14 protein-coding genes are annotated in these 18,567 nt (G+C 70.9%); 7 read left to right on the top strand and 7 right to left on the bottom strand.

Going from position 1 to position 18,567, the window contains the following annotated elements; all coding sequences use genetic code 11:
* Positions 1–23 precede the first annotated feature (23 nt).
* Positions 24–2,831, top strand: a complete 2,808-nt coding sequence (locus CCZ27_RS22225) for an EAL domain-containing protein (protein ID WP_232516499.1) — start codon at positions 24–26, stop codon at positions 2,829–2,831.
* A gap of 1 nt (position 2,832) precedes the next feature.
* Here CCZ27_RS22225 and CCZ27_RS22220 read toward each other — a convergent pair whose 3' ends face one another.
* Together CCZ27_RS22220 and CCZ27_RS22215 are read right to left on the bottom strand one after the other, a co-directional pair.
* Positions 2,833–3,243 carry a CopD family protein gene (locus CCZ27_RS22220; RefSeq protein WP_096451910.1) on the bottom strand — a complete coding sequence of 137 codons (411 nt, stop codon included), beginning with the start codon at positions 3,241–3,243 and terminating at the stop codon, positions 2,833–2,835.
* Positions 3,244–3,292: 49 nt separating this feature from the next.
* The gene (locus CCZ27_RS22215) at positions 3,293–4,177 is read right to left on the bottom strand and encodes an NAD-dependent epimerase/dehydratase family protein (RefSeq protein ID WP_096451908.1); all 885 of its coding nucleotides are present in this window, start codon (positions 4,175–4,177) and stop codon (positions 3,293–3,295) included.
* A 21-nt stretch (positions 4,178–4,198) separates the two neighbouring features.
* Here CCZ27_RS22215 and CCZ27_RS22210 point away from each other — a divergent pair, with 21 nt between their 5' ends.
* The 4 genes from CCZ27_RS22210 to CCZ27_RS22195 all read left to right on the top strand — a co-directional run bounded on the left by CCZ27_RS22210 (position 4,199) and on the right by CCZ27_RS22195 (position 10,701).
* The gene (locus CCZ27_RS22210) at positions 4,199–5,221 is read left to right on the top strand and encodes a CDP-6-deoxy-delta-3,4-glucoseen reductase (protein WP_096451906.1); all 1,023 of its coding nucleotides are present in this window, start codon (positions 4,199–4,201) and stop codon (positions 5,219–5,221) included.
* A gap of 18 nt (positions 5,222–5,239) precedes the next feature.
* Positions 5,240–6,376: an EAL and HDOD domain-containing protein gene (locus CCZ27_RS22205; RefSeq protein WP_096451904.1), complete on the top strand. Its 1,137-nt coding sequence runs from the start codon at positions 5,240–5,242 to the stop codon at positions 6,374–6,376.
* Positions 6,377–6,515: 139 nt separating this feature from the next.
* The gene (locus tag CCZ27_RS22200; protein ID WP_232516498.1) at positions 6,516–8,468 is read left to right on the top strand and encodes an ATP-binding protein; all 1,953 of its coding nucleotides are present in this window, start codon (positions 6,516–6,518) and stop codon (positions 8,466–8,468) included.
* Between the two features lie 52 nt (positions 8,469–8,520).
* Entirely contained in the window at positions 8,521–10,701 is a 2,181-nt protein-coding gene (locus tag CCZ27_RS22195; protein WP_096451900.1) for a putative bifunctional diguanylate cyclase/phosphodiesterase, read from the top strand.
* A gap of 171 nt (positions 10,702–10,872) precedes the next feature.
* Here CCZ27_RS22195 and CCZ27_RS22190 read toward each other — a convergent pair whose 3' ends face one another.
* The 4 genes from CCZ27_RS22190 to CCZ27_RS22175 all read right to left on the bottom strand — a co-directional run bounded on the left by CCZ27_RS22190 (position 10,873) and on the right by CCZ27_RS22175 (position 15,390).
* Complete coding sequence (locus tag CCZ27_RS22190) at positions 10,873–11,181, bottom strand: c-type cytochrome (protein WP_096451898.1); 309 nt, start codon at positions 11,179–11,181, stop codon at positions 10,873–10,875.
* A 129-nt stretch (positions 11,182–11,310) separates the two neighbouring features.
* Positions 11,311–12,897, bottom strand: a complete 1,587-nt coding sequence (locus CCZ27_RS22185; RefSeq protein WP_198363225.1) for a sensor domain-containing diguanylate cyclase — start codon at positions 12,895–12,897, stop codon at positions 11,311–11,313.
* A 59-nt stretch (positions 12,898–12,956) separates the two neighbouring features.
* On the bottom strand, positions 12,957–13,808 hold the full coding sequence (gene queF, locus CCZ27_RS22180) for an NADPH-dependent 7-cyano-7-deazaguanine reductase QueF (RefSeq protein ID WP_096451894.1): 852 nt from the start codon (positions 13,806–13,808) through the stop codon (positions 12,957–12,959).
* 94 nt (positions 13,809–13,902) lie between these two features.
* Positions 13,903–15,390: a cobyric acid synthase gene (locus CCZ27_RS22175; RefSeq protein WP_096451892.1), complete on the bottom strand. Its 1,488-nt coding sequence runs from the start codon at positions 15,388–15,390 to the stop codon at positions 13,903–13,905.
* Positions 15,391–15,488: 98 nt separating this feature from the next.
* Here CCZ27_RS22175 and cbiB point away from each other — a divergent pair, with 98 nt between their 5' ends.
* On the top strand, positions 15,489–16,445 hold the full coding sequence (gene cbiB / locus CCZ27_RS22170; RefSeq protein ID WP_096451890.1) for an adenosylcobinamide-phosphate synthase CbiB: 957 nt from the start codon (positions 15,489–15,491) through the stop codon (positions 16,443–16,445).
* Complete coding sequence (gene cobD, locus CCZ27_RS22165; RefSeq protein ID WP_096451888.1) at positions 16,438–17,424, top strand: threonine-phosphate decarboxylase CobD; 987 nt, start codon at positions 16,438–16,440, stop codon at positions 17,422–17,424. Before cbiB ends, cobD begins: the two co-directional genes overlap by 8 nt.
* A gap of 14 nt (positions 17,425–17,438) precedes the next feature.
* Here cobD and CCZ27_RS22160 read toward each other — a convergent pair whose 3' ends face one another.
* Positions 17,439–18,566 (bottom strand): M48 family metallopeptidase, encoded by a 1,128-nt coding sequence (locus CCZ27_RS22160; protein WP_232516497.1) that lies wholly within the window; start codon positions 18,564–18,566, stop codon positions 17,439–17,441.
* Position 18,567 lies beyond the last annotated feature (1 nt).

The following is an 18,567-nucleotide window of genomic DNA, read 5'->3' as shown; positions in this document are numbered from 1 at the left end:
CGAACGGGCGGCTGGCGCACGCGATGGCGCAACGCGGCGGCTGGCTGGCCGCCGCCACGCTCGCCGCAGTCGCCGCGCTGACGCAGCCGGCACCGCTGCAGCGGCTGGATCTCGTCATCTACGACGCGCTGGAACCGCTGGCGCGGCCGGGCGGGCCGGAGCCCCGATCGGCCATCGTCGCCATCGACGAAGCCAGCCTGGCGGCGTTCGGGCGCTGGCCGTGGCACCGCGGCCTGCACGCCGCCGTGCTGGACCGGTTGACCGACGCCGGGGCGGCTGCGGTCGGCATGGCGGTGCTGTTCCCGGAAAGCGCCGACGGCGACGCGGCGCTGGCCGCGGCGATGCAGCGCGCCGGCAACGTGGTGCTGGCGACCGCTCCCGGCACCCTGCCCGGCGGGCGCGGCGTGCGCGATTTGCTGCCCACCGGCACGCTGGCCGAAAAGGCCGCGGGCATCGGCCATGTGGACGTCGAACTCGACGCCGATTCGCTTGCACGGCGCACCTTCGAACGCGCGGGGACCGGCATCCCCGCATGGCCCGCCCTGTCGCTCGCGGTGCTGCACCGGGCAGAGCCGGACGGAAGGCCACCGGCGGAGGCGGCCGCTCCGGCGGCGGCCAACGCCGCGTCGTGGGTGCGCGCCGGCGAGATGCTGCTCCCCTTCCCCGGGCGCAGCCTGCGCCCGCCGACCTATTCCGCGCTGGCGCTCCTGCGGGACGCGCAGCTTGCCGCCAGCCTGCGCGGCAAGGCGGTCTTCGTCGGCACCACGGCGGCCGGGCTCGAGGCCGGGCTCGCCACTCCGGGTTCGCGCAATGCTTCGCCGATGCCCGCAGTGGAGTTCCACGCACGCGCCTTCGACGCCGCGCGCAGCGGCCATGTCTATCGCAGCGCAGCACCTGCCACGGCAGCGGTCTTCACGCTGCTGATGCTCGCGCTGCCGCTCGCCGTCCATCCTCTGCTCGGACTGCGCGGCGCCATCGCGGGCAGCGCCTTCGCGCTCGCCCCGCTGGTGGCGAGCGGCGTCATCCTGTATTCCACGCGCGTCTGGGTGCCGCCTGCCGCCGCGACGGCGAGCTTCGTCCTCGGCCATCTGCTGTGGTTCGCGCTGTACCTGAAGCAGACGCGGGGGTCGCTGCTGCGCGCCCGCCTCGGCGCCGAGGCTACCCTGCGCTCGATTGCCGATGCCGTGATCACCGTGGACGGCGCCGGACGCATCGTGCTGATGAACGAAGTCGCCGAGAAGCTGGCCGGCATCGGCCTGGACCGGGTCCAGGGGCAGGCCGCCGCCGGCTTCCTCGCCGGATTCTGCTCCGCCGCCACCGAGATCGACCGGCTGCTCGCCGACTGCCTGCGCGGACACGGGACGCTGCGCCTGTCCGAACCGCTGGAGTGGCGCCGTCCCGATGGCGCGCCGTGTTCGCTGCGCGTCACCCTCACGCCGATCGGCGACGGCGGCGCAGGCGCGGTCCTGGCTTTCAACGACGTCACCGAAACGGTCGCCTTCACCGCCCGCCTGCTGTACGAAGCCACCCATGATCCGCTCACCGGCCTGCCCAACCGCACCCTGCTGCTCGACCGCCTGCGCCAGGCGCTGACGCAGGCGAAGCGCAAGGACAGCCTGGTGGCGCTGCTGTTCGTCGACCTCGACCGCTTCAAGCGCATCAACGACAGCCTCGGCCACAACTGGGGCGACCACGTGCTGAAGGTCGTGGCGCAACGCCTGGAGGCGTCGGTGCGCGCCGGCGACACCGTATCGCGCTGGGGCGGCGACGAGTTCATCGTGCTGCTGGACAACGTCACCGAGCGCAATGCGGTGGCCAGCATCGCCGGCAAGATCGTCGAAGTGCTGGACCGCGAGATCGAAACCGACGACGGCACCAGCCTCGTGGCCTCGTGCAGCATCGGCGTCGGCCTCGGCCCGCAGGACAGCGACGACGCCGAGACCCTGCTGTCGATGGCCGACAAGGCGATGTACCGCGGCAAGATGGAAGGCGGCGGAAACTTCACCTTCTACGCCGCCGACATGAACACCTGGTCGCGCGACCGCCTGAAGATGGAGGGCGCCCTGCGCCATGCGCTGGCCAATCGCGAGTTCGAGCTGTTCTTCCAGCCCCAGGTGGACATCCACGGCAACCGCCTGGTCGGCCTGGAATCCCTGATCCGCTGGCGCAAACCGGGCGCCGGCCTCGTCACCCCCGCGACCTTCATCCCGGCGGCGGAGGAATGCGGCGTCATCCGCTCCATCGGCGAATGGGCGCTGCACGAGGCGGCGGAGCAGGTCGCGCGCTGGTCGGCCGAAGGCCTGCAGCCGGTGCCGCTGGCCGTCAACGTGTCGGCACGCCAGTGCTCCGACATGGGCGTGGTCGAGGCCATACGGAGCGCGCTGGCCTGCAGCCGGATCGACCCCGGCCTGCTGAAGATCGAGCTGACGGAATCCACCACGATGCACAACGTCGACTTCGTCGCCACCCTGCTCGACAGCGTGAACCGCATCGGCGTCGGGGTGGCGGTGGACGATTTCGGCACCGGCTATTCGTCGCTGTCGTACCTGAAGCGCTTTCCGATCACCGAACTGAAGATCGACAAGAGCTTCGTCGGCGAGATCGCCACCGGCGGCGACGATGCCGCGATCGTGCGCGGAACCATCGCCCTGGCGCACGGGCTGGAGATGACGGTGGTTGCCGAAGGCGTCGAGACCGCGGCGCAGCTCGAGTTTCTCGCCGGGCACCACTGCGACGTCGCGCAGGGCTACTTCTTCGCCGAACCGATGCCCGCGAGCGAGGTCCGCCGCTGGCTGCTCGCGCCGCCGTCGCAACTGGCGCGCGGCGGCTGACTCAGAAGGGCTTCAGCACGGCCAGGAACACGACGGCGAACAGGACGACCACCGGGATCTCGTTGAACACCCGGAACCAGACGTGGCTCCTGGTGTTGCGGCCGGCGGCGAAGTCGCGCATGAGCTTGCCGCAGTAGAGGTGGTAGGCGATCAGCAGCACGACCAGCGCCGTCTTCGCATGCAGCCAGCCGCCGGCAAAGCCGTAGCCGAACCACAGCCACAGGCCGAGCACGACCGCCAGGATGCCAATCGGCGTGACGAAGCGGTAGAGCTTGCGCTCCATCATCGCCAGCCGCTCGATGGTCGCCGCGTCGCTCACCATCGCATGATTGACGAACAGGCGCGGCAGGTAGAAGAGGCCGGCGAACCAGCTCACGACGAAGATGATGTGCAGCGATTTGAGAACCAGCATGAAGTTGCAGCTCCTGTATGGATGAAAGCCTGGGACGGCGCGCGGCGCCTCAGCCCACGCCGCGGCGCGCCAGCGCGTCGCGGATGCCGTCGGCCACCGTGGGATGCCGCAGCGGCGTACGCAATTCCCGCTTCATGCGCCGGTTGTCGACCCTGCGGGACTCGGCCATGAACGACAGCACCGTCGGCGGCAGACGGCCGGCGATCTCTGCGCGGGCCAGGCGCGGCGGACGGGGCAGGCCGAAGGCGTCGGCCACGAGGTCGAAATAGTCGCCCATCTTCAGCCGCGTGTCATCGGCCGCGTTCCACGCCCGGCCGCCGCGGGCGCGGAACAGTGCGGCGCAGGCCAGGCGTGCCAGATCGTCGGCATGGATGTGGCTGGTATGCACGTCGTCGCCGGGCGCCAGCACCGGGTCGCCGCGGCGCAGGCGCTCGAGCGGCAGACGGTCGGCGGCGTAGATGCCGGGCACGCGCAGCACCCCGGTCCGCGCCCCGCTGCGGCGCCCGAAGCCGCGCACGAGACGCTCGGCCGCCACCCGCCTGCGGGCCCGGGCGCTTTGCGGACGGCATGGCCGCGTCTCGTCCACCAGCGCACCGCCGCAATCGCCGTAAACCCCTGTCGTACTTATGTATACGAGGGTCTGTGGTAGACTGCCGCGGGTTCCGAGCGCGGCCAGCACGGCCTTGGTGCGCGGATCGCCCTCCCCCTGCGCCGGCGGCGGTGCAAGGTGCAGGACGGCGTCGGCGATGCCGGCCAGCTTCCACAGGCTGCGTCTGTCGTCGAGGTCCGCGACGACGGGCACCGCACCCGCTGCCCGCAGCGCTGCCGCGTCCTCCGTGCGGCGCACCAGGGCGAACACCTTGAAGCGCCGCGTCAGCCAGGGCAGTGCCCGGGCGGCCACGTCGCCGCTGCCGATGATCAGGATCCGTCTCATTTGCGAATTGTCTCACGCCCCATGTCGTACGAGATTTCACTCCAGCCTGGCAACCACCACTTCCGCGCCGACGCGGACGAAACCATTCTCGAGGCCGCGCTCGCCGCCGGCCTGCTGCTGCCCCACAGTTGCCGCGACGGTGCCTGCGGCGCCTGCAAGGGCAAGGTCCTGGCGGGCGAGATCGACTACGGCAACATGACCGAGGGCACCCTGTCGCAGGAAGAGCGCGAGGCCGGCTATGCGCTGTTCTGCTGCGCCCGTCCGCGTTCGGACCTGGCGCTGCAGGCGCGCACCGTCAGCCGCGCCGGCGACGTTCCGGTGAAGAAGCTGCCCTGCCGCGTGCAAAGGCTGCAGCGGCTTGCCCCCGACGTGATGCTGATCGACCTGAAGCTGCCGGCGAGCGAGTCCTTCCAGTTCCGCGCCGGCCAGTACATCGACGTCCTGCTCGCCGACGGCCGGCGCCGCAGCTTCTCGATCGCCAACGCGCCGCACGACGCCGGCCACATCGAACTGCACGTGCGCCGCATCGACGGCGGCCGCTTCACCGCGCAGGTGTTCGACGCGATGAAGGAGAAGGACATCCTGCGCTTCGAAGGGCCGCTCGGCGGCTTCTGGCTGCGCGAAGAGTCGGCGCGCCCGGTGCTGCTGCTGGCCGGCGGCACCGGTTTTGCGCCGATCAAGGCCATCGTCGAGCACGCCCGGCACACCGGCATGTCGCGCCCAATGACCCTGTACTGGGGGTCGCGCGACCGTGCGGGCCTGTATCTGGACGAACTCGCCCGCGCCTGGCAGGACTCTCTCCCGGGCTTCACCTATGTGCCGGTCTTGTCCGAAATCCTTCCGGAGGACGCATGGACCGGGCGCCGCGGCCTGGTGCATCAGGCGGTGCTGGACGATCTCCCCGACCTGTCGGGCCACGAGGTCTATGCCTGCGGCTCGCCTGCGATGGTGGACGCCGCACGCGACAGCTTCACCCGCACGCGCGGCCTGCCCGAGGGGCAGTTCTTCGCCGACGCCTTCACCTTCGCCGCCCCGACGAACTGAGCCCAAGGCGAAACCCGCATGCCCCAGACCGTCCTGCTGACCCGCGAGCCCGTGGTGAACAAGAACCGCGCGATCACCGCCAACCGGCTGATCGCGCACGGGCCGAACATCGGCGCCGTGGTGGAGACGCTCGACGGCCTCGCCGACGTATGGCCGAAGCACCATCCGGTGTTCGTGAGCTTCGGACGGCTGATCCCCACGCCCGACCTGCTGGCCTGGCGGCCGCCGGACAACGCCGTGGTCGAGATCCCGGTACAGGCGCTGGCCCATCCGCAGACCCGGGCCCTGCTCCCCGAGCTGCAGGCGGCCGGCACCAGCATGTGCCTCACCTGGTATGCGCCGGGCAGCGCGCTGCCGCCGGGCATGGACTGGCGCTTCGTGCTGATGGACGCCCGCCGGCAGCCGGCGCCGGCCGACGCGCCGGGCCTGGCGATGGCGTGGGGCCTGGGCGACGTCGGCGCCTTCCGCGACGCGGTGGCGGCGGGCTACGCCGGCGCCTCGGGCTGGTTCTTCCTGCGCGGCAACCCGCCCGCCAAGGCGCTGTCGCCGGGGCATGCGCAGATCGTGCGGCTGCTCAACCTGGTGCGCAACAACGGCGAGATCCGCGACATCGAGGCGGTGCTCAAGCAGGACGTGGCGCTGTCCTACAAGCTGCTGCGCTACATCAACTCCGCCGGCTTCGGCCTGATGTGCGAGATCCAGTCCTTCCGCCACGCGGTCAGCATCCTCGGCTACACCAACCTGAACAAATGGCTGTCGCTGCTGCTGGTCACCGCCAGCCGCGACCCCAGCGCCCCGGCGATGATGCAGACGGCCATCGCGCGCGGCCGCTTCATGGAGGAAGCGGGCGGCGATTTCTTCGACAAGGCCGAGCGCGACAACCTCTTCATCACCGGCGCGTTCTCGCTGCTCAACCTGCTGCTGGGCACCTCGATGCAGAACCTGCTCGACGAGATGAACCTGCCGAACAACGTCACCGAGGCACTGCTCCACCAGCAGGGCGAATTCGCGCCCTTCCTCCGGCTCGCGCAGTCGTGCGAGAGCTTCGACGGCACCGCGCTGGCGAAGGCGGGGCAGGAACTCCATCTGGAAGCACAAAAGATCAATCGCGCGCAACTGGCCGCACTGGGCTTCGCCGACAGCCTGCAGGCTTGACGGCGACGCGCGCAACGCTGCGCACTCGGTCACGCGCCGTGACACTTCCGCCCGCTAGAATCGACGCGCTCCACCCGTCCTCTCTGCCGCCACGCGTCCCATGGTCCCTGCCGCATACTGTGAGCTCGATGCATCACCGATGCCCGATGGCTGCGCGACCATCGTGCGCCTGCTCGCGGCCACCTCGCCGAACTGGCCGGAAGTCGCGCTGGTCGCGGCACGCGATCCGGTGCTGTGCCTCGCGCTGCTCACCGCGGGGCCGCTGGCCCCGGGCGAACTCGACGGCGAGGGCCTGAACGCCGTCCTGCGACGACGGCTCGAACGCCTGGGCCCCGACCTGCTGCGTGCCTGGATGCTCGGCGTCGGACGCATGCCGTCCGCCCCCGGCGGCGACGGCGGCATGGCGCTGCTGCGCGGCGAATGCGCGCTGCACCTCGCGCTCGAAACGCGCTACCCGCGCCCCGATGAAGCCTACCTGGGCGCCCTGTGGCGCCATCTGGCCGAACAGGTCCGCACCGGGCACCCGAACGGTGCCGCCGAGGACGGAACGCTGCAGAAGGCCGACCGGCGGCAGGAATTCACGCGGATCGTCCACGCCTGCGGGCTGTCCGAAGCGGTGTGCGACGCCCTGGAACTCGGCATCACGCTCGCGGAACAACTGCAGGACGCCCATCCGCTCGTGCGGCTGCTGCACGCCGCGCAACTGCTCGCCGACGATGACTGGCAGGCTCGCACCGCAGAGGTCGCGGCCCTGACCGGGCTCACCGCCGCCAGCATCGCCAGCCTGCGCACCGACGTCGCCTACATTGTGTCGGGCCACGCCGCCTACCCGCTGCCGGCCCATGCCAGCGGCGGCGAAGGGGCGCTGATCGCAGCGGCGGACAATCCCTTCCGCGAAGCCGCCATCGCCGGCCTGCTCAACGCCGCCTTCGCCGACCTCGAAGCCGGGCAGATCGCCGACCGCCTCGCCATCGGCTCGCCTTTCTTTGGCCTCGCCATCGAACCCATCCTGCTCGCCGCCGACGAGAGCGGCCTGCTGCGGTCGCTGCTGCCCGGCCCCCCCGGCTCCACCGCCGCGCTCTTCGACGAACTCGACCTGCGCCTCGACGACGAACGCAGTTGCATCGCGCTGTCGGCGCGTTCCGGCCAGCCTTCCAGCCACGCCTACACAGGCGCGACGCCGCGCCGCAGCACGGCCGACTGGCACGTCGCGCGCTGGCTGGGACAGCGCGGCTTCGACTGCCTGCCGCTGCCGGCCGCGGGCTACACGGCGACCGCCGTCCTGCCGGAAAGCGCCGAGCGTGCCGCCGCGGCGCTCCGCAGCCTGTCGGCTGCCCTGCTGGGTGCGGCGGCACGCGCCATCCGTTCGTCGCAACGCCGCCTGACCGACGTCGCGACGCGGGAAGCGGCGCTGCAGCAGCAGTTCCGCGAGCATGTCCGCAAGATCGCGCACGAGGCCACGAACCCGCTGACGGTGATCAAGAACCGGCTCGACCTGCTCGGACAGCAGCACGCCGACGACAGTCCGCTGCAGGACGAGATGCTGTTGCTGAACGCAGAACTCGAACGCATCGACAACCTGCTGCGCCGCGCCGCGGATCTGCCGGTGGGCGCCGCCGAGATACCGATCTGCCGCGTCACCGACCTGCTGCTCGAGATGCGCGCGGTCTATGGCGATCCGCTGTTCGCACAGCACGGCATCGGGTTCGAGCTGCGCGCGGCGCGGGACGTCCCGCCCGCGGCCATGCCTGCGTCGGCCCTCAAGCAGGTCCTGCTGAACCTGTTCCGCAATGCCTCCGAGGCACTCCAGCCGGGCAAGCGGCTGGTGGTGTCGGTGATGGGCGAGGTCATCCTGAACGGACGCGCCCACGTCGAGATCCGGGTGGCCGACAACGGCCCCGGCCTGCCGCCGGACCGCCTCGCCGACCTGTTCTCGCCGCGCCCGAGCACCAAGGGCGGCGGCCATCAGGGGCTGGGCCTCAGCGTGGTGCGCGACATCCTCGCGCAATGGAAGGCGTCCATCGTGTGCCGCAGCCAGCCGGGCAGCGGCACCAGCTTCCAGATCCTTGTGCCGCTGGATCAATCCGGCTGAGTGTTGCATTATGTAACCGCACAATCTTGAATCCCGAATCGAGCGTGGAGCGATGGCCATCCCGGGTGAGCAACCCTTCAACGCAACGTCCAGCGGTGCACCCGGGCAGCAGCAGGAACCAGCGGTCCGCATCCTGATCGTCGACGATGATGCGTCGCTGCGGGCGACGTTCACGCAGGTACTCGCCAAGCCATGCCGCAACTTCGACGCCTGCGGTACGGTGGCCGACGGCATCGCGTTCCTGTCGGAACGGGCCTACGACCTCATCCTACTCGACTACCGCCTGCCGGACGGCACCGGCCTCGTGCTGCTCGACTGGCTGGTCGAGCAGTTGCGGGAGGAGGCGGTCATCATCATCAGCGGCGAGAACGACGTCGACGCGGTGATCGGCGCGCTGCGCCGCGGCGCCGACGACTACGTCCGCAAGCCCTACCACATCGCCCAGTTGCAGCGCGCCGTCGAGAGCGCCCTGCACAAGGCCGCCCTGGAGAAGGCCAACCGGGCGATGGAGCAGCGCCTGAAGGCATCCGAGAAGCTGCACCGCTACCTGGTGGAGAGTTCGCCCGACCTGATCTTCACGCTGGATGCGGAAGGCCGTTTCAGCTACATCAATCCGCGGGTGAGGCAGTTGCTCGGCTTCGAGCGCGGCGCGCTGATGCGGCGTCCGTTCACCACGCTGGTCATGCCCGAGGACGTGGACCGCATCTGTGGCCTGTTGAGCCTGCCGAGCACGATGCCGGGCGAGAGCTTCAGCGTCGAGCTGCGCCTGCGCCGCAATCGCGGCGAACCCTCCCCGGTCGAGGCGGACAGCGTCACCGTGTCGCTGACCGGCATCCCGATGATCAGCCAGCAGGGCGAACGCCGCGTCGTGGGGCTGTACGGCGTGGCGCGCGACATCTCGGAGCGCAAGCGCGCCGAGGAGATCATCTCGTTCCAGGCTTACCACGACCAGCTCACCCACCTGCCGAACCGCGTGCTGTTCAAGGACCGCCTGGAACTGGCGATCGCCCAGGCCCAGCGGCGGACCGGCGCGCTGGCGGTGATGTTCGTCGACGTCGACCGCTTCAAGCTGGTCAACGACACCTACGGCCATGCCGAGGGCGACCTGCTGCTGCGCGCCATCGCCTCCCGCCTGTCCTCCGGCCTGCGCCGCGGCGACACCCTGGCGCGGCTGGGCGGCGACGAATTCACCGTGCTGCTGCCCGACATCAACCAGCCCGAGGACGCCGAGACGATCGCGCGCAAGATCGTCGCCACCCTCGGCGAGCCGATCAAGCTCAGCCAGGGCGACTTCCGCGCCACGGTGAGCATCGGCATCGCGCTGTATCCGCGCGACGGCAACACGGCCGAAGACCTGACCCGCCACGCCGACATCGCGATGTACCAGGTCAAGCGCTCCGGGAAGAATGCCTTCCGCTTCTTCGACCCCAAGCTCAACACGCATCACCGCGAGCGCATCGCCCTCGAGAACGACCTGCACCAGGCGCTCGAGCGCGGGGAACTCGAACTCTTCTATCAACCGCAGATCAGCCTGTCGCAGCAGCGGGTGATCGGCCTGGAGGCGCTGCTGCGCTGGAATCATCCGCAACTCGGGCTGGTGCCGCCTTCGTCCTTCATCCCGGTGGCGGAAGAGGTGGGGCTGATCGGCGACATCAGCCGCTGGGTCCTCGACACCGCCTGTGCCCAACTGGCCCGTTGGCGCCGCTCCGGACACACGGACGTCAAGCTGTCCATCAACCTGTCGCCGCACGACTTCGACCACCGCGACGTCGTGCGCTCCATCGTCGGCTGCCTGTCGCAGCACGGCCTGCCGGCCGGCCAGGTCGAACTCGAGATCACCGAGAGCATGATGATGAACGACAGCGCCGGCGTCGCCACCAAGGTGCGCCAGTTGCGCGAAGCCGGCATCGGCGTGGCGATCGACGACTTCGGCACGGGCTACTCCGCGCTCGCCTACCTGCAGAAGTTCCCGGTCAGCACGCTGAAGATCGACCGCAGCTTCATCCGCGAACTGGACGTGGCGCTGACCAACCCCATCATCTCCGCCATCACCGGCATCGCCCGCGGATTCAACCTGCAGATCATCGCCGAGGGCGTGGAGCGTCAGGAGCAGGCCGACGCCTTGCGTGCCCTGGGCTGCGACGTCATGCAGGGCTACCTGTTCGCCCGGCCGGGCACGGCGCACGAAGCCGAAGCCTGGCTCAGGCAGGTCCCGTCCCACTCCACACACTAGGACGGTACCGCGCACCCGGTGCGCAGCGCCGCAAACGAACGGGGCCGGCATCATACGATGCCGGCCCCTCGGGCCGCCGGGCATGCGCCCGGCCTTCACGCAGCGCGGAAGGCCGGAGTCATGTGGAATACGTCAGGCGGAATACGTCATGTGGAATACGCCGGGCGGGAATTACTTCTGCGACAGGATCCAGGCAGCCAGCGTCTTGGCCTCGGCCTCGCTCACCTGCGGGTTGGGCGGCATCGGGATCTGGCCCCACACGCCCACGCCGCCCTTCTGGATCTTGGTCGCCAGCGCCGCGGCGGCTTCCTTCTGACCGGCGTACTTGGCAGCGACGTCCTTGTACGCCGGGCCCACCAGCTTCTTGTCCACCGCATGACAGGCAAGGCAGTTCTTGGCCTTGGCGAGGTCGGCGTTGGCAAAGGCCGGAGCGGCCGACAGAAGACCCGCGGCAACCGCGGCAGCAACGAACACTTTCATGGTCCTTACCTCATGGATGTAGGGCGGTTGAAACTGGCGGGATGTTAACCCACGCAGGGGCATTTTCCTACGCCGGAATGTCGCCGGAAACAACTTTATTGCAGGTTTGCAACAGCACCGACGATAGATTTAATTTGCATCAGAAACACGGCCCTGCCGCGCCCGGATACCGTCCGTGCCTGCATCCGGCGGTGCACCGCAGACGCGGTCGCGGCCTTCCTGCTTGGCCCGGTAGAGGGCGCGGTCGGCCCGTATCAGGAGGCGGCTGATGCTCTCGCCCGCCTGCAGTTCGGCGACGCCGAAACTGGCGGTGGCCGGGCACGCGAGCCTCAGGCCGGCGATCGCCGCACGCAGGCGTTCGGCAAGCTGCAGCGCGGCATCGCGCGGCGTGTCGGGCGCGATGACGAGGAACTCCTCCCCGCCCCAGCGGCCGGCGCTGTCGCCTCCCCGCACCTCCCGCCGCAGGGCGGCGGCGATCGCGATCAGCACGCGGTCTCCGGCGTCGTGGCCGCGGGTGTCGTTGATCTGCTTGAAGTGATCGATGTCGATCAGGATGACGGACAGCGGGTACGGTGCCCGCCGGAAACGCCTGGCCTCCGCCTTCAGCGCCTGATCCAGCCAGCCGCGGTTGAACAGGCCGGTCAGCGCGTCGTGGCGCGCCAGCCGTTCGACCTCGGCCAGCGCCTCGACGAGCTGGTGGTTGACCCGCTCGAGCGCGCGGCGCGCCTCCTGTTCGCGCTGGTAGTGGCGGTGGCGCATCATCAGGGCCGACAGGTTCTCGGCCGCCAGGGCCAGCAGCGCGCGGTCGGTATCGGAGAACTGGCGTTCGCGGCGGGTGTCGTCGAAGCCGACGAAACCCAGCAGCTCGCCGTCTGCGCACACCGGATGGATCAGCATCGCGTGCACGCTCTGCGCCTCCAGGTATGCCTGCGCCGCGGGGCTCAGGCGGGCGAGATCGCCCGCTCCGCCGATGGCCATCCCCTGTCCCTGGCGCAGGCTGTCGCACAGACCGGGGAACAGCCCGAAAGGCATGTCCCGGGGTTTGCAGGGCCGCGGCACGATGCCTTCGGCGCACCATTCGTGGGTGACCACCCACGCCTTCTGCGCAGTGTCGACGCGGAACAGATAGGCCCGGTCGGCCTCGAGATAGCTGCCGAGGATGCGCAGGCAGTTCAGCACGCCCTCGTCGAGCCCGTCCAGCCGCATGCGCGCGACCGCGTTCGCCAGCCGGGCGGCGTGGTCGTGGAACCGGTTGAGCGAACGCAGCCCGTCCGCCCGGGCAAGCGCGCGGCGGCTGGCGACGAGTTCGTGGATGTCGGTCAGCGCTCCGCCGATCCAGGATACCCGCCCGTCGGCATCATGCTGCGCATCCGCGGTGAGCCGGAACCAGCGGTAATAGCCGTCGTGGCAGCGCAGCCGGCACTCGGCCGCGAAGCCGCCCTCGCCGCTGCGCATGTATTCGCCGAGCGCTTCCAGCGTCGCCGAGCGGTCGTCCGGATGCAGCAGGCGGGCGAGGTTGTCCACCCTCCCGGCCAGCCGCTGCCCCGGCGGGTAGCCCAGCACGCGGGCAAAGCCCGGCGACCACGACGCGGGACCGGCGGGATCGACGCGGCCGGCAGCAGGTACGGGCATGTCCCACACCGCCGCACCGGCATGCCCCTGCAGCAGGGCGAGACGCGGGTTTTCCGCATCGTCGCCGCCGATCGGCAACGTCACTTGCAAAACACGCGGAGGAACAGGACAGGACATGGATTCCCGCGGGACAGGGGCCGCGGCTATTGCCGCACTTCCATCTCTTCGCCGGCACGCAGTCCGGCATGAGTGGCGCGGAAGGGGTTGATGTCGAGCCCGCCGCGCCGCGTGTAGCGCGCCCACACCGCCAGTTCCGCCAGCCGGCAGCGCGCGAGGATGTCGCAGAACACGCGCTCGACGCACTGCTCGTGGAACTCGTTGTGCCCGCGGAAGGACACGATGTAGCGCAACAGCCCTGCGCGGTCGATGGGCCGGCCGCGGTAGCGCACGACCAGCATGCCCCAGTCGGGCTGCCCGGTCACCAGGCAATTGGACTTCAGCAGGTGCGAATACAGGGTCTCGCCGACCTCGCCGCCATCGTCGGCGACGCGCAGGAAGGCCGGTTCGGGCTGGTAAGTGTCGATGTCGATGTCCAGCGTATCCAGGCAGACGCCCTCCGGATACGCGGCAAGACGCTGCGGCCGCAGCGCCAGCGGCACCACATCGACCGCCACCGTGCCGCCCGCCGCGGCGGAGAGGTCGCGCGCGATCGCGTCCCGCACCCCGTCGGCCGAGGCAAAACGCTGCTGGTTGAAGGAATTCAGATAGAGCTTGAGCGACTTCGATTCCACCAGGCGCGGCGTCGACGCCGGCACGCGGAAGCGTCCCAGCGCCACTACCGGCTTGCCGCGCGGATCGAGCCAGGACAGCTCGTAGGCATTCCACAGGTCTTCGCCGACGAAAGGCAGCGCCCCTGCCTGCAGGCCGAGTTCCGCGCGCTTGAGCTGGCGGTCGATCGGGAACAGGAGTTCGGGCGCGTAGGTGTCGCGATAGGCCACTGCGCGGCCCAGCGGCGACGCCTCGGCGCCATGCGGACGATCGGGGATCGTGTTCATAACCGAATTGTAATCTTGCCGGTCGGACGCACACGGAATTCTCGCCGCGCCCCGCCGAACCGGATGGGGCCTGCCTGCCGGCGGCAGCGATGGCTCACGGCCGCAGCCTGCCGCCGAACAGGGCGTGCAGATCGACGTGTGCTTCGACCGCGTCGGCCAGGCGATCGAGATCGGCCTCGCGCCGCGCCGCCAGATCGACCGGCGCGGCCGCCTGCCCGCCCGCCCATGCCAGCAGGGCGGCCAGCGCCGCGGGCGCGTCGAACAGGCCATGGACGTAGGTGCCGAGGATCTGGTCGTCCGCCGAGCGCGCGCCGTCGGTGCGCACGCCGCCGTCGGCGCACTGCAGCACCGCCGCAGGCGCTTCCTCGGTCGCCGGCCCGCTGGACACGCCCATGTGGATCTCGTAGCCCGCCACGCCGGGCTCGCCCTCCAGCGTCAGGTGGCCGCGCACGTTGTCGAGCCGCTTCTCGCGCTCGAGCACGGTGCGCATGTCGAGCAGGCCCAGCCCGGCCGTGCTGCCCGGGGCCCCCTCGACACCATGCGGGTCTGCGACTTCCCGCCCCAGCATCTGGAAGCCGCCGCAGATGCCGATGAGCTTGCCGCCGTAGCGCAGGTGACGCCGGATCGCCGCCTCCCAGCCCTGCGCGCGCAGCCAGGCGAGGTCGGCCTGCACGCTTTTCGAACCGGGCAGCACGACGAGGTCGGCGGGCGGAATCTCCTGGCCGGGCCCGACCCAGCGGAAATCCACCGCCGGATGCAGACGCAGCGCGTCGAGATCGGTATGGTTGGAAATACGCGGGAACACCGGCGCGACCACCCGCAGCGCACCCTCCGCGGCGGCGACGTCGGCAGCCGTGTCCGCCACCGCATCCTCCGCATCCAGGAACAAGCCGTGCAGGTAGGGCAGCACGCCGAACACCGGCCGCCCGGTGCGCGCCTCCAGCCAGTCGAGTCCCGGCCGCAGCAGCCCGAGGTCGCCGCGGAAACGGTTGATCACGAAGCCCCGCACGCGCGCCTGCTCCGAAGGCGACAGCAGCTCCAGCGTGCCGACCAGGTGCGCGAACACGCCGCCGCGGTCGATGTCGGCCACCAGCACCACCGGCACGTCGGCGGCCTCGGCGAAGCCCATGTTGGCGATGTCGCGGTCGCGCAGGTTGATCTCCGCCGGGCTGCCCGCGCCCTCCACCAGCACCGCGTCGTAGGCACCGGCCAGCCGATGCCAGCTCTGCATCACCGCCGCCATCGCGGTCGGCTTGTAGGCGTGGTAGTCGCGCGCCGACAGGTTGGCGACCGCGCGGCCGTGGATGATGACCTGCGCGCCGACGTCGCTCGAGGGCTTGAGCAGCACCGGGTTGAAGTCGGTGTGCGGCGCCACGCCGGCGGCCAGCGCCTGCAGCGCCTGGGCGCGGCCGATCTCGCCGCCGTCGGCGGTCACCGCGGAATTGAGCGCCATGTTCTGCGGCTTGAACGGCGCCACGCGCAGGCCGCGCCGGCGCAGCGCGCGCGCAAGCCCAGCCACCAGCGTGCTCTTGCCGGCGTCGGAGGTGGTGCCCTGCACCATGAGGGTCAAAGCGTGGGACATCGCGTAAAATCCGGGGCCTTTCCATCGAGGGCGCCGATTATCGCCGATCGCGGGCCACCGCCGCGGCGCCTTGCACCCATCCCGGGACGCCGTCCTCCATGTCCGCATTCGCCCTGCTCGTGTTCAAGCTCGCCGCCGGCCTGCTCGCCGACCGCCTGTTCGGCGAACCGCGACGCCTGCATCCGCTGGTCGGCTTCGGCCGCTGGGCCGCGGGCGTCGAACGGCTGGTGCGGCTGCGCGCCGAAGGCCGGGCGGCCGGCCTGGCGGCATGGACGCTCGCGGTGCTGCCCTGGGTCGCCCTCGCGGCGGTCCTGCGTGCCGTACATCCGCTCGCCCACTGGCCGGTGGACGTCGTGCTGTTGTACTTCGCACTCGGCGGCCGCAGCCTGGCGGAGCATGCCGAGGCCATCGCCGCACCGCTGGCCGCCGGTGATCTGGCGCAAGCGCGAACGTGCGTCGGCCGGATCGTCAGCCGCGACACCGCCGCGCTGGATGCCGCCGGCGTGGCCCGGGCCGGCACCGAGTCGGTGCTCGAAAACGGCAACGACGCGGTCTTCGGCGCGCTGTTCTGGTTCCTCCTCGCCGGTGGCTGGGGTGCGCTGCTGTTCCGCCTGGCGAACACGCTCGACGCGATGTGGGGCTATCGTACGCCCCGCTACCTGCGCTTCGGCTGGGCGGCGGCACGCATCGACGACGTCCTCAACGCCCTGCCCGCCCGCCTGACCGCGCTCACCTACGCGCTGCTGGGCCGCACCCGGCTCGCGCTGGCCTGCTGGCGCCGCCAAGCGCCGGCCTGGGACAGCCCCAACGCCGGGCCGGTGATGGCGGCCGGCGCCGGCGCGCTGGGTGTCGCGCTCGGCGGCACGGCGATCTATCACGGGCGCGTCGAGACCCGGCCGCCGCTGGGCGAGGGCGCGCCGCCCGACGCCGCATCGATCCGCGCCGCAGTAAGCTTGGTCCGGCGCGGCGTGCTGCTGTGGCTCGGCATCGCCATCCTGATCGCGCTGGCGGAGCCGCAGGTTCCCATCCGGTTCCCCGGGGGCGGCGGTGCTTGAGCATGGCGGGCGGCTGCGCAGCGCCGCCGCCCGCCACGGCATCCCGCTGGCCGACTGGCTCGACCTCTCCACCGGCCTCAACCCGCTCGGCTATCCGGTTCCGCCCCTTCCCGCGGAAGCCTGGCAGCGCCTGCCGGAAGAGGACGACGGCCTGGAAGACGCCGCCGCCGGCTACTTCGGCACACGCGAACTGCTGCCGGTCGCCGGCTCGCAAGCGGCCATACAGGCCCTGCCGGCGCTGATTCCGGGCCGGCACGTCAGCCTGCTCGTGCCCGGCTACGCCGAACATGCGCATGCCTGGCGCGGGCGCACACCGCACCACCGCACCGCGGCGGAACTGGACGCGGCCGTCGATGCCAGCGACGTCGTCGTGCTGGTCAATCCGAACAACCCCACCGGCACACGCTTCGGCCGCGACGTGCTGCTCGACTGGCACGCACGGCTGGCACGCCGCGGCGGCTGGCTGATCGTGGATGAGGCGTTCATCGACGCCGAGCCGGAGGACAGCCTCGCCCCGCTGGCGGGCCGGCCCGGCCTCGTGGTGCTGCGTTCGCTGGGCAAGTTCTTCGGCCTGGCGGGGGCGCGCGTGGGTTTCGTCCTGGCGCCGCCCGCGCTGCGCCTGCAGCTCGCCGCGGCACTCGGCCCCTGGGCCGTCAGCGGACCGGGACGCCACGCGGCGCGCCATGCCCTGGCCGACCGCGAATGGCAGCGGCAGGCGCGGCTGCGCCTCGCCGGAGAGGGCGCCCGGCTGGCGCAATTGCTCTACGCGACCGGCCTCGGCACTCCGTCGGGCCCCGCGCTGTTCAAGTGGCTTGCCCACCCGCGCGCTGCCGCCCTGCACGAGTCGCTCGCCCGTCGCGGCATCCTGGTACGGCTGTTCGACGAACCGGCGAGCCTGCGCTTCGGTCTGCCGCCGGACGAGCCGGGCTGGGCGCGCCTTGGCGCCGGACTGCGGGCGGCGCTGCGCGAAATCGGCTGAGCCGGCGGTGCCGGTCAGTCGTCCCGCGTATCCAGGTAGCGCTGCTGCCAGTCTTCGCGCGCATCCTCCCACCAGGCGCGGTCGAAGGCCCACGCCAGGGTGGGCAGCAGCGGAGCGAAATAGTGGCCCGCGGCGGAGGGCTGGTCCTCGGCGGCCGCGCGCAGCGGGGTGCCCAGGGCGCGCAAGCGCTCGTGCAGCGTCGGATGCAGCGGCAGGCTGCCGCCGCCGGCCTCGTAGTGTGAGAGGTCTTCCGCGACCGACTCGCGGCGCAGGAAGCCCGCCGCCACGCCCAGCCCCATTTCCCGGTAGGGGCGGATCGACGGACTCGGGAACTGCATGCTCTGGGCCATCACCTTCGGCCAGTAATCCTGCTCCAGGAAGCGGGCCTTGAGGCCGATCTCGACCAGGGTCTCCCCCATCAGCGCCCGGCCGACCACCTGCGCGGCGCAGGCATCCGCCTCGAATTCCTCCAGCCGGGCGAGCCGCAGCATGTCGCGGTAGAAACGGTGCGCCCTGCGCTCCAGCCAGTCGGCGGCCCAGGGGAAGTTCTCGAAGGCTTCGTCCAGCACGCGCGCCCACCACGCGCGCAAGTGGGCGGCCTGGGCGCCGAGCCCGGAACGCTGGCGCGCCAGATGTGCGAATTCATGCGCCAGCACGGCGGCCAGTTGCGCCGCCGACACGCTGTGCGCGAGCGGCAGGCCGATCAGCAGATGGGTGCGGATCGGTCCGATCCAGCCCCAGGCCGGACGCTGCAGCACGACGGCGTTCATGTCGCAACTGATCCAGACATGCTGAACCGGCGGAATGCCGAAGCTCGCGGCGATGTCGTCCATCAACCGGTAGAAGTCCTCGGCGGCCTGGCGCGGAAGGCGGATGCCCTGCGGCAGCGGCGACGTGTGGCAGACCACGCCCACCAGCCGCACCATGCTGAGCGCGACGGTGACGGCGAGCAGGCTCCACAGGCCGGCCCGCGTCGGGTCGCCCTTCAGCACGCCCTCCCAACTGTGGCCCATGGCGACGAACACAGTGGCCAGCATGCCCAGCAGCGCCGCGATCAGCAGCAGCAGGCAGCCGGTCGACAGCAGTCCGAGACGACGCGCGAGTCGGGATCGAAGATCGAAAACTCTTGATTGAGGCGTCACG

Source organism: Thauera sp. K11, assembly GCF_002354895.1.
Classification (GTDB): Bacteria; Pseudomonadota; Gammaproteobacteria; order Burkholderiales; family Rhodocyclaceae; genus Thauera; species Thauera sinica.
The sequence above is the reverse complement of the archived record's forward strand: the minus strand, read 5'-3'. Positions and strand labels throughout refer to the sequence as shown.

Excerpts from the sequence above, each read along its gene's own strand:
- CCZ27_RS22175 (WP_096451892.1), bottom strand. The coding sequence starts at position 15,390 with ATGTCCCACGCTTTGACCCTCATGGTGCAGGGCACCACCTCCGACGCC.
- cbiB (WP_096451890.1), top strand. The coding sequence starts at position 15,489 with ATGTCCGCATTCGCCCTGCTCGTGTTCAAGCTCGCCGCCGGCCTGCTC.
- CCZ27_RS22210 (WP_096451906.1), top strand. The coding sequence starts at position 4,199 with ATGTCGTACGAGATTTCACTCCAGCCTGGCAACCACCACTTCCGCGCC.
- CCZ27_RS22220 (WP_096451910.1), bottom strand. The coding sequence starts at position 3,243 with ATGCTGGTTCTCAAATCGCTGCACATCATCTTCGTCGTGAGCTGGTTC.
- CCZ27_RS22215 (WP_096451908.1), bottom strand. The coding sequence starts at position 4,177 with ATGAGACGGATCCTGATCATCGGCAGCGGCGACGTGGCCGCCCGGGCA.
- CCZ27_RS22225 (WP_232516499.1), top strand. The coding sequence starts at position 24 with ATGGCGCAACGCGGCGGCTGGCTGGCCGCCGCCACGCTCGCCGCAGTC.
- CCZ27_RS22200 (WP_232516498.1), top strand. The coding sequence starts at position 6,516 with ATGCCCGATGGCTGCGCGACCATCGTGCGCCTGCTCGCGGCCACCTCG.
- queF (WP_096451894.1), bottom strand. The coding sequence starts at position 13,808 with ATGAACACGATCCCCGATCGTCCGCATGGCGCCGAGGCGTCGCCGCTG.
- CCZ27_RS22190 (WP_096451898.1), bottom strand. The coding sequence starts at position 11,181 with ATGAAAGTGTTCGTTGCTGCCGCGGTTGCCGCGGGTCTTCTGTCGGCC.
- CCZ27_RS22205 (WP_096451904.1), top strand. The coding sequence starts at position 5,240 with ATGCCCCAGACCGTCCTGCTGACCCGCGAGCCCGTGGTGAACAAGAAC.
- CCZ27_RS22195 (WP_096451900.1), top strand. The coding sequence starts at position 8,521 with ATGGCCATCCCGGGTGAGCAACCCTTCAACGCAACGTCCAGCGGTGCA.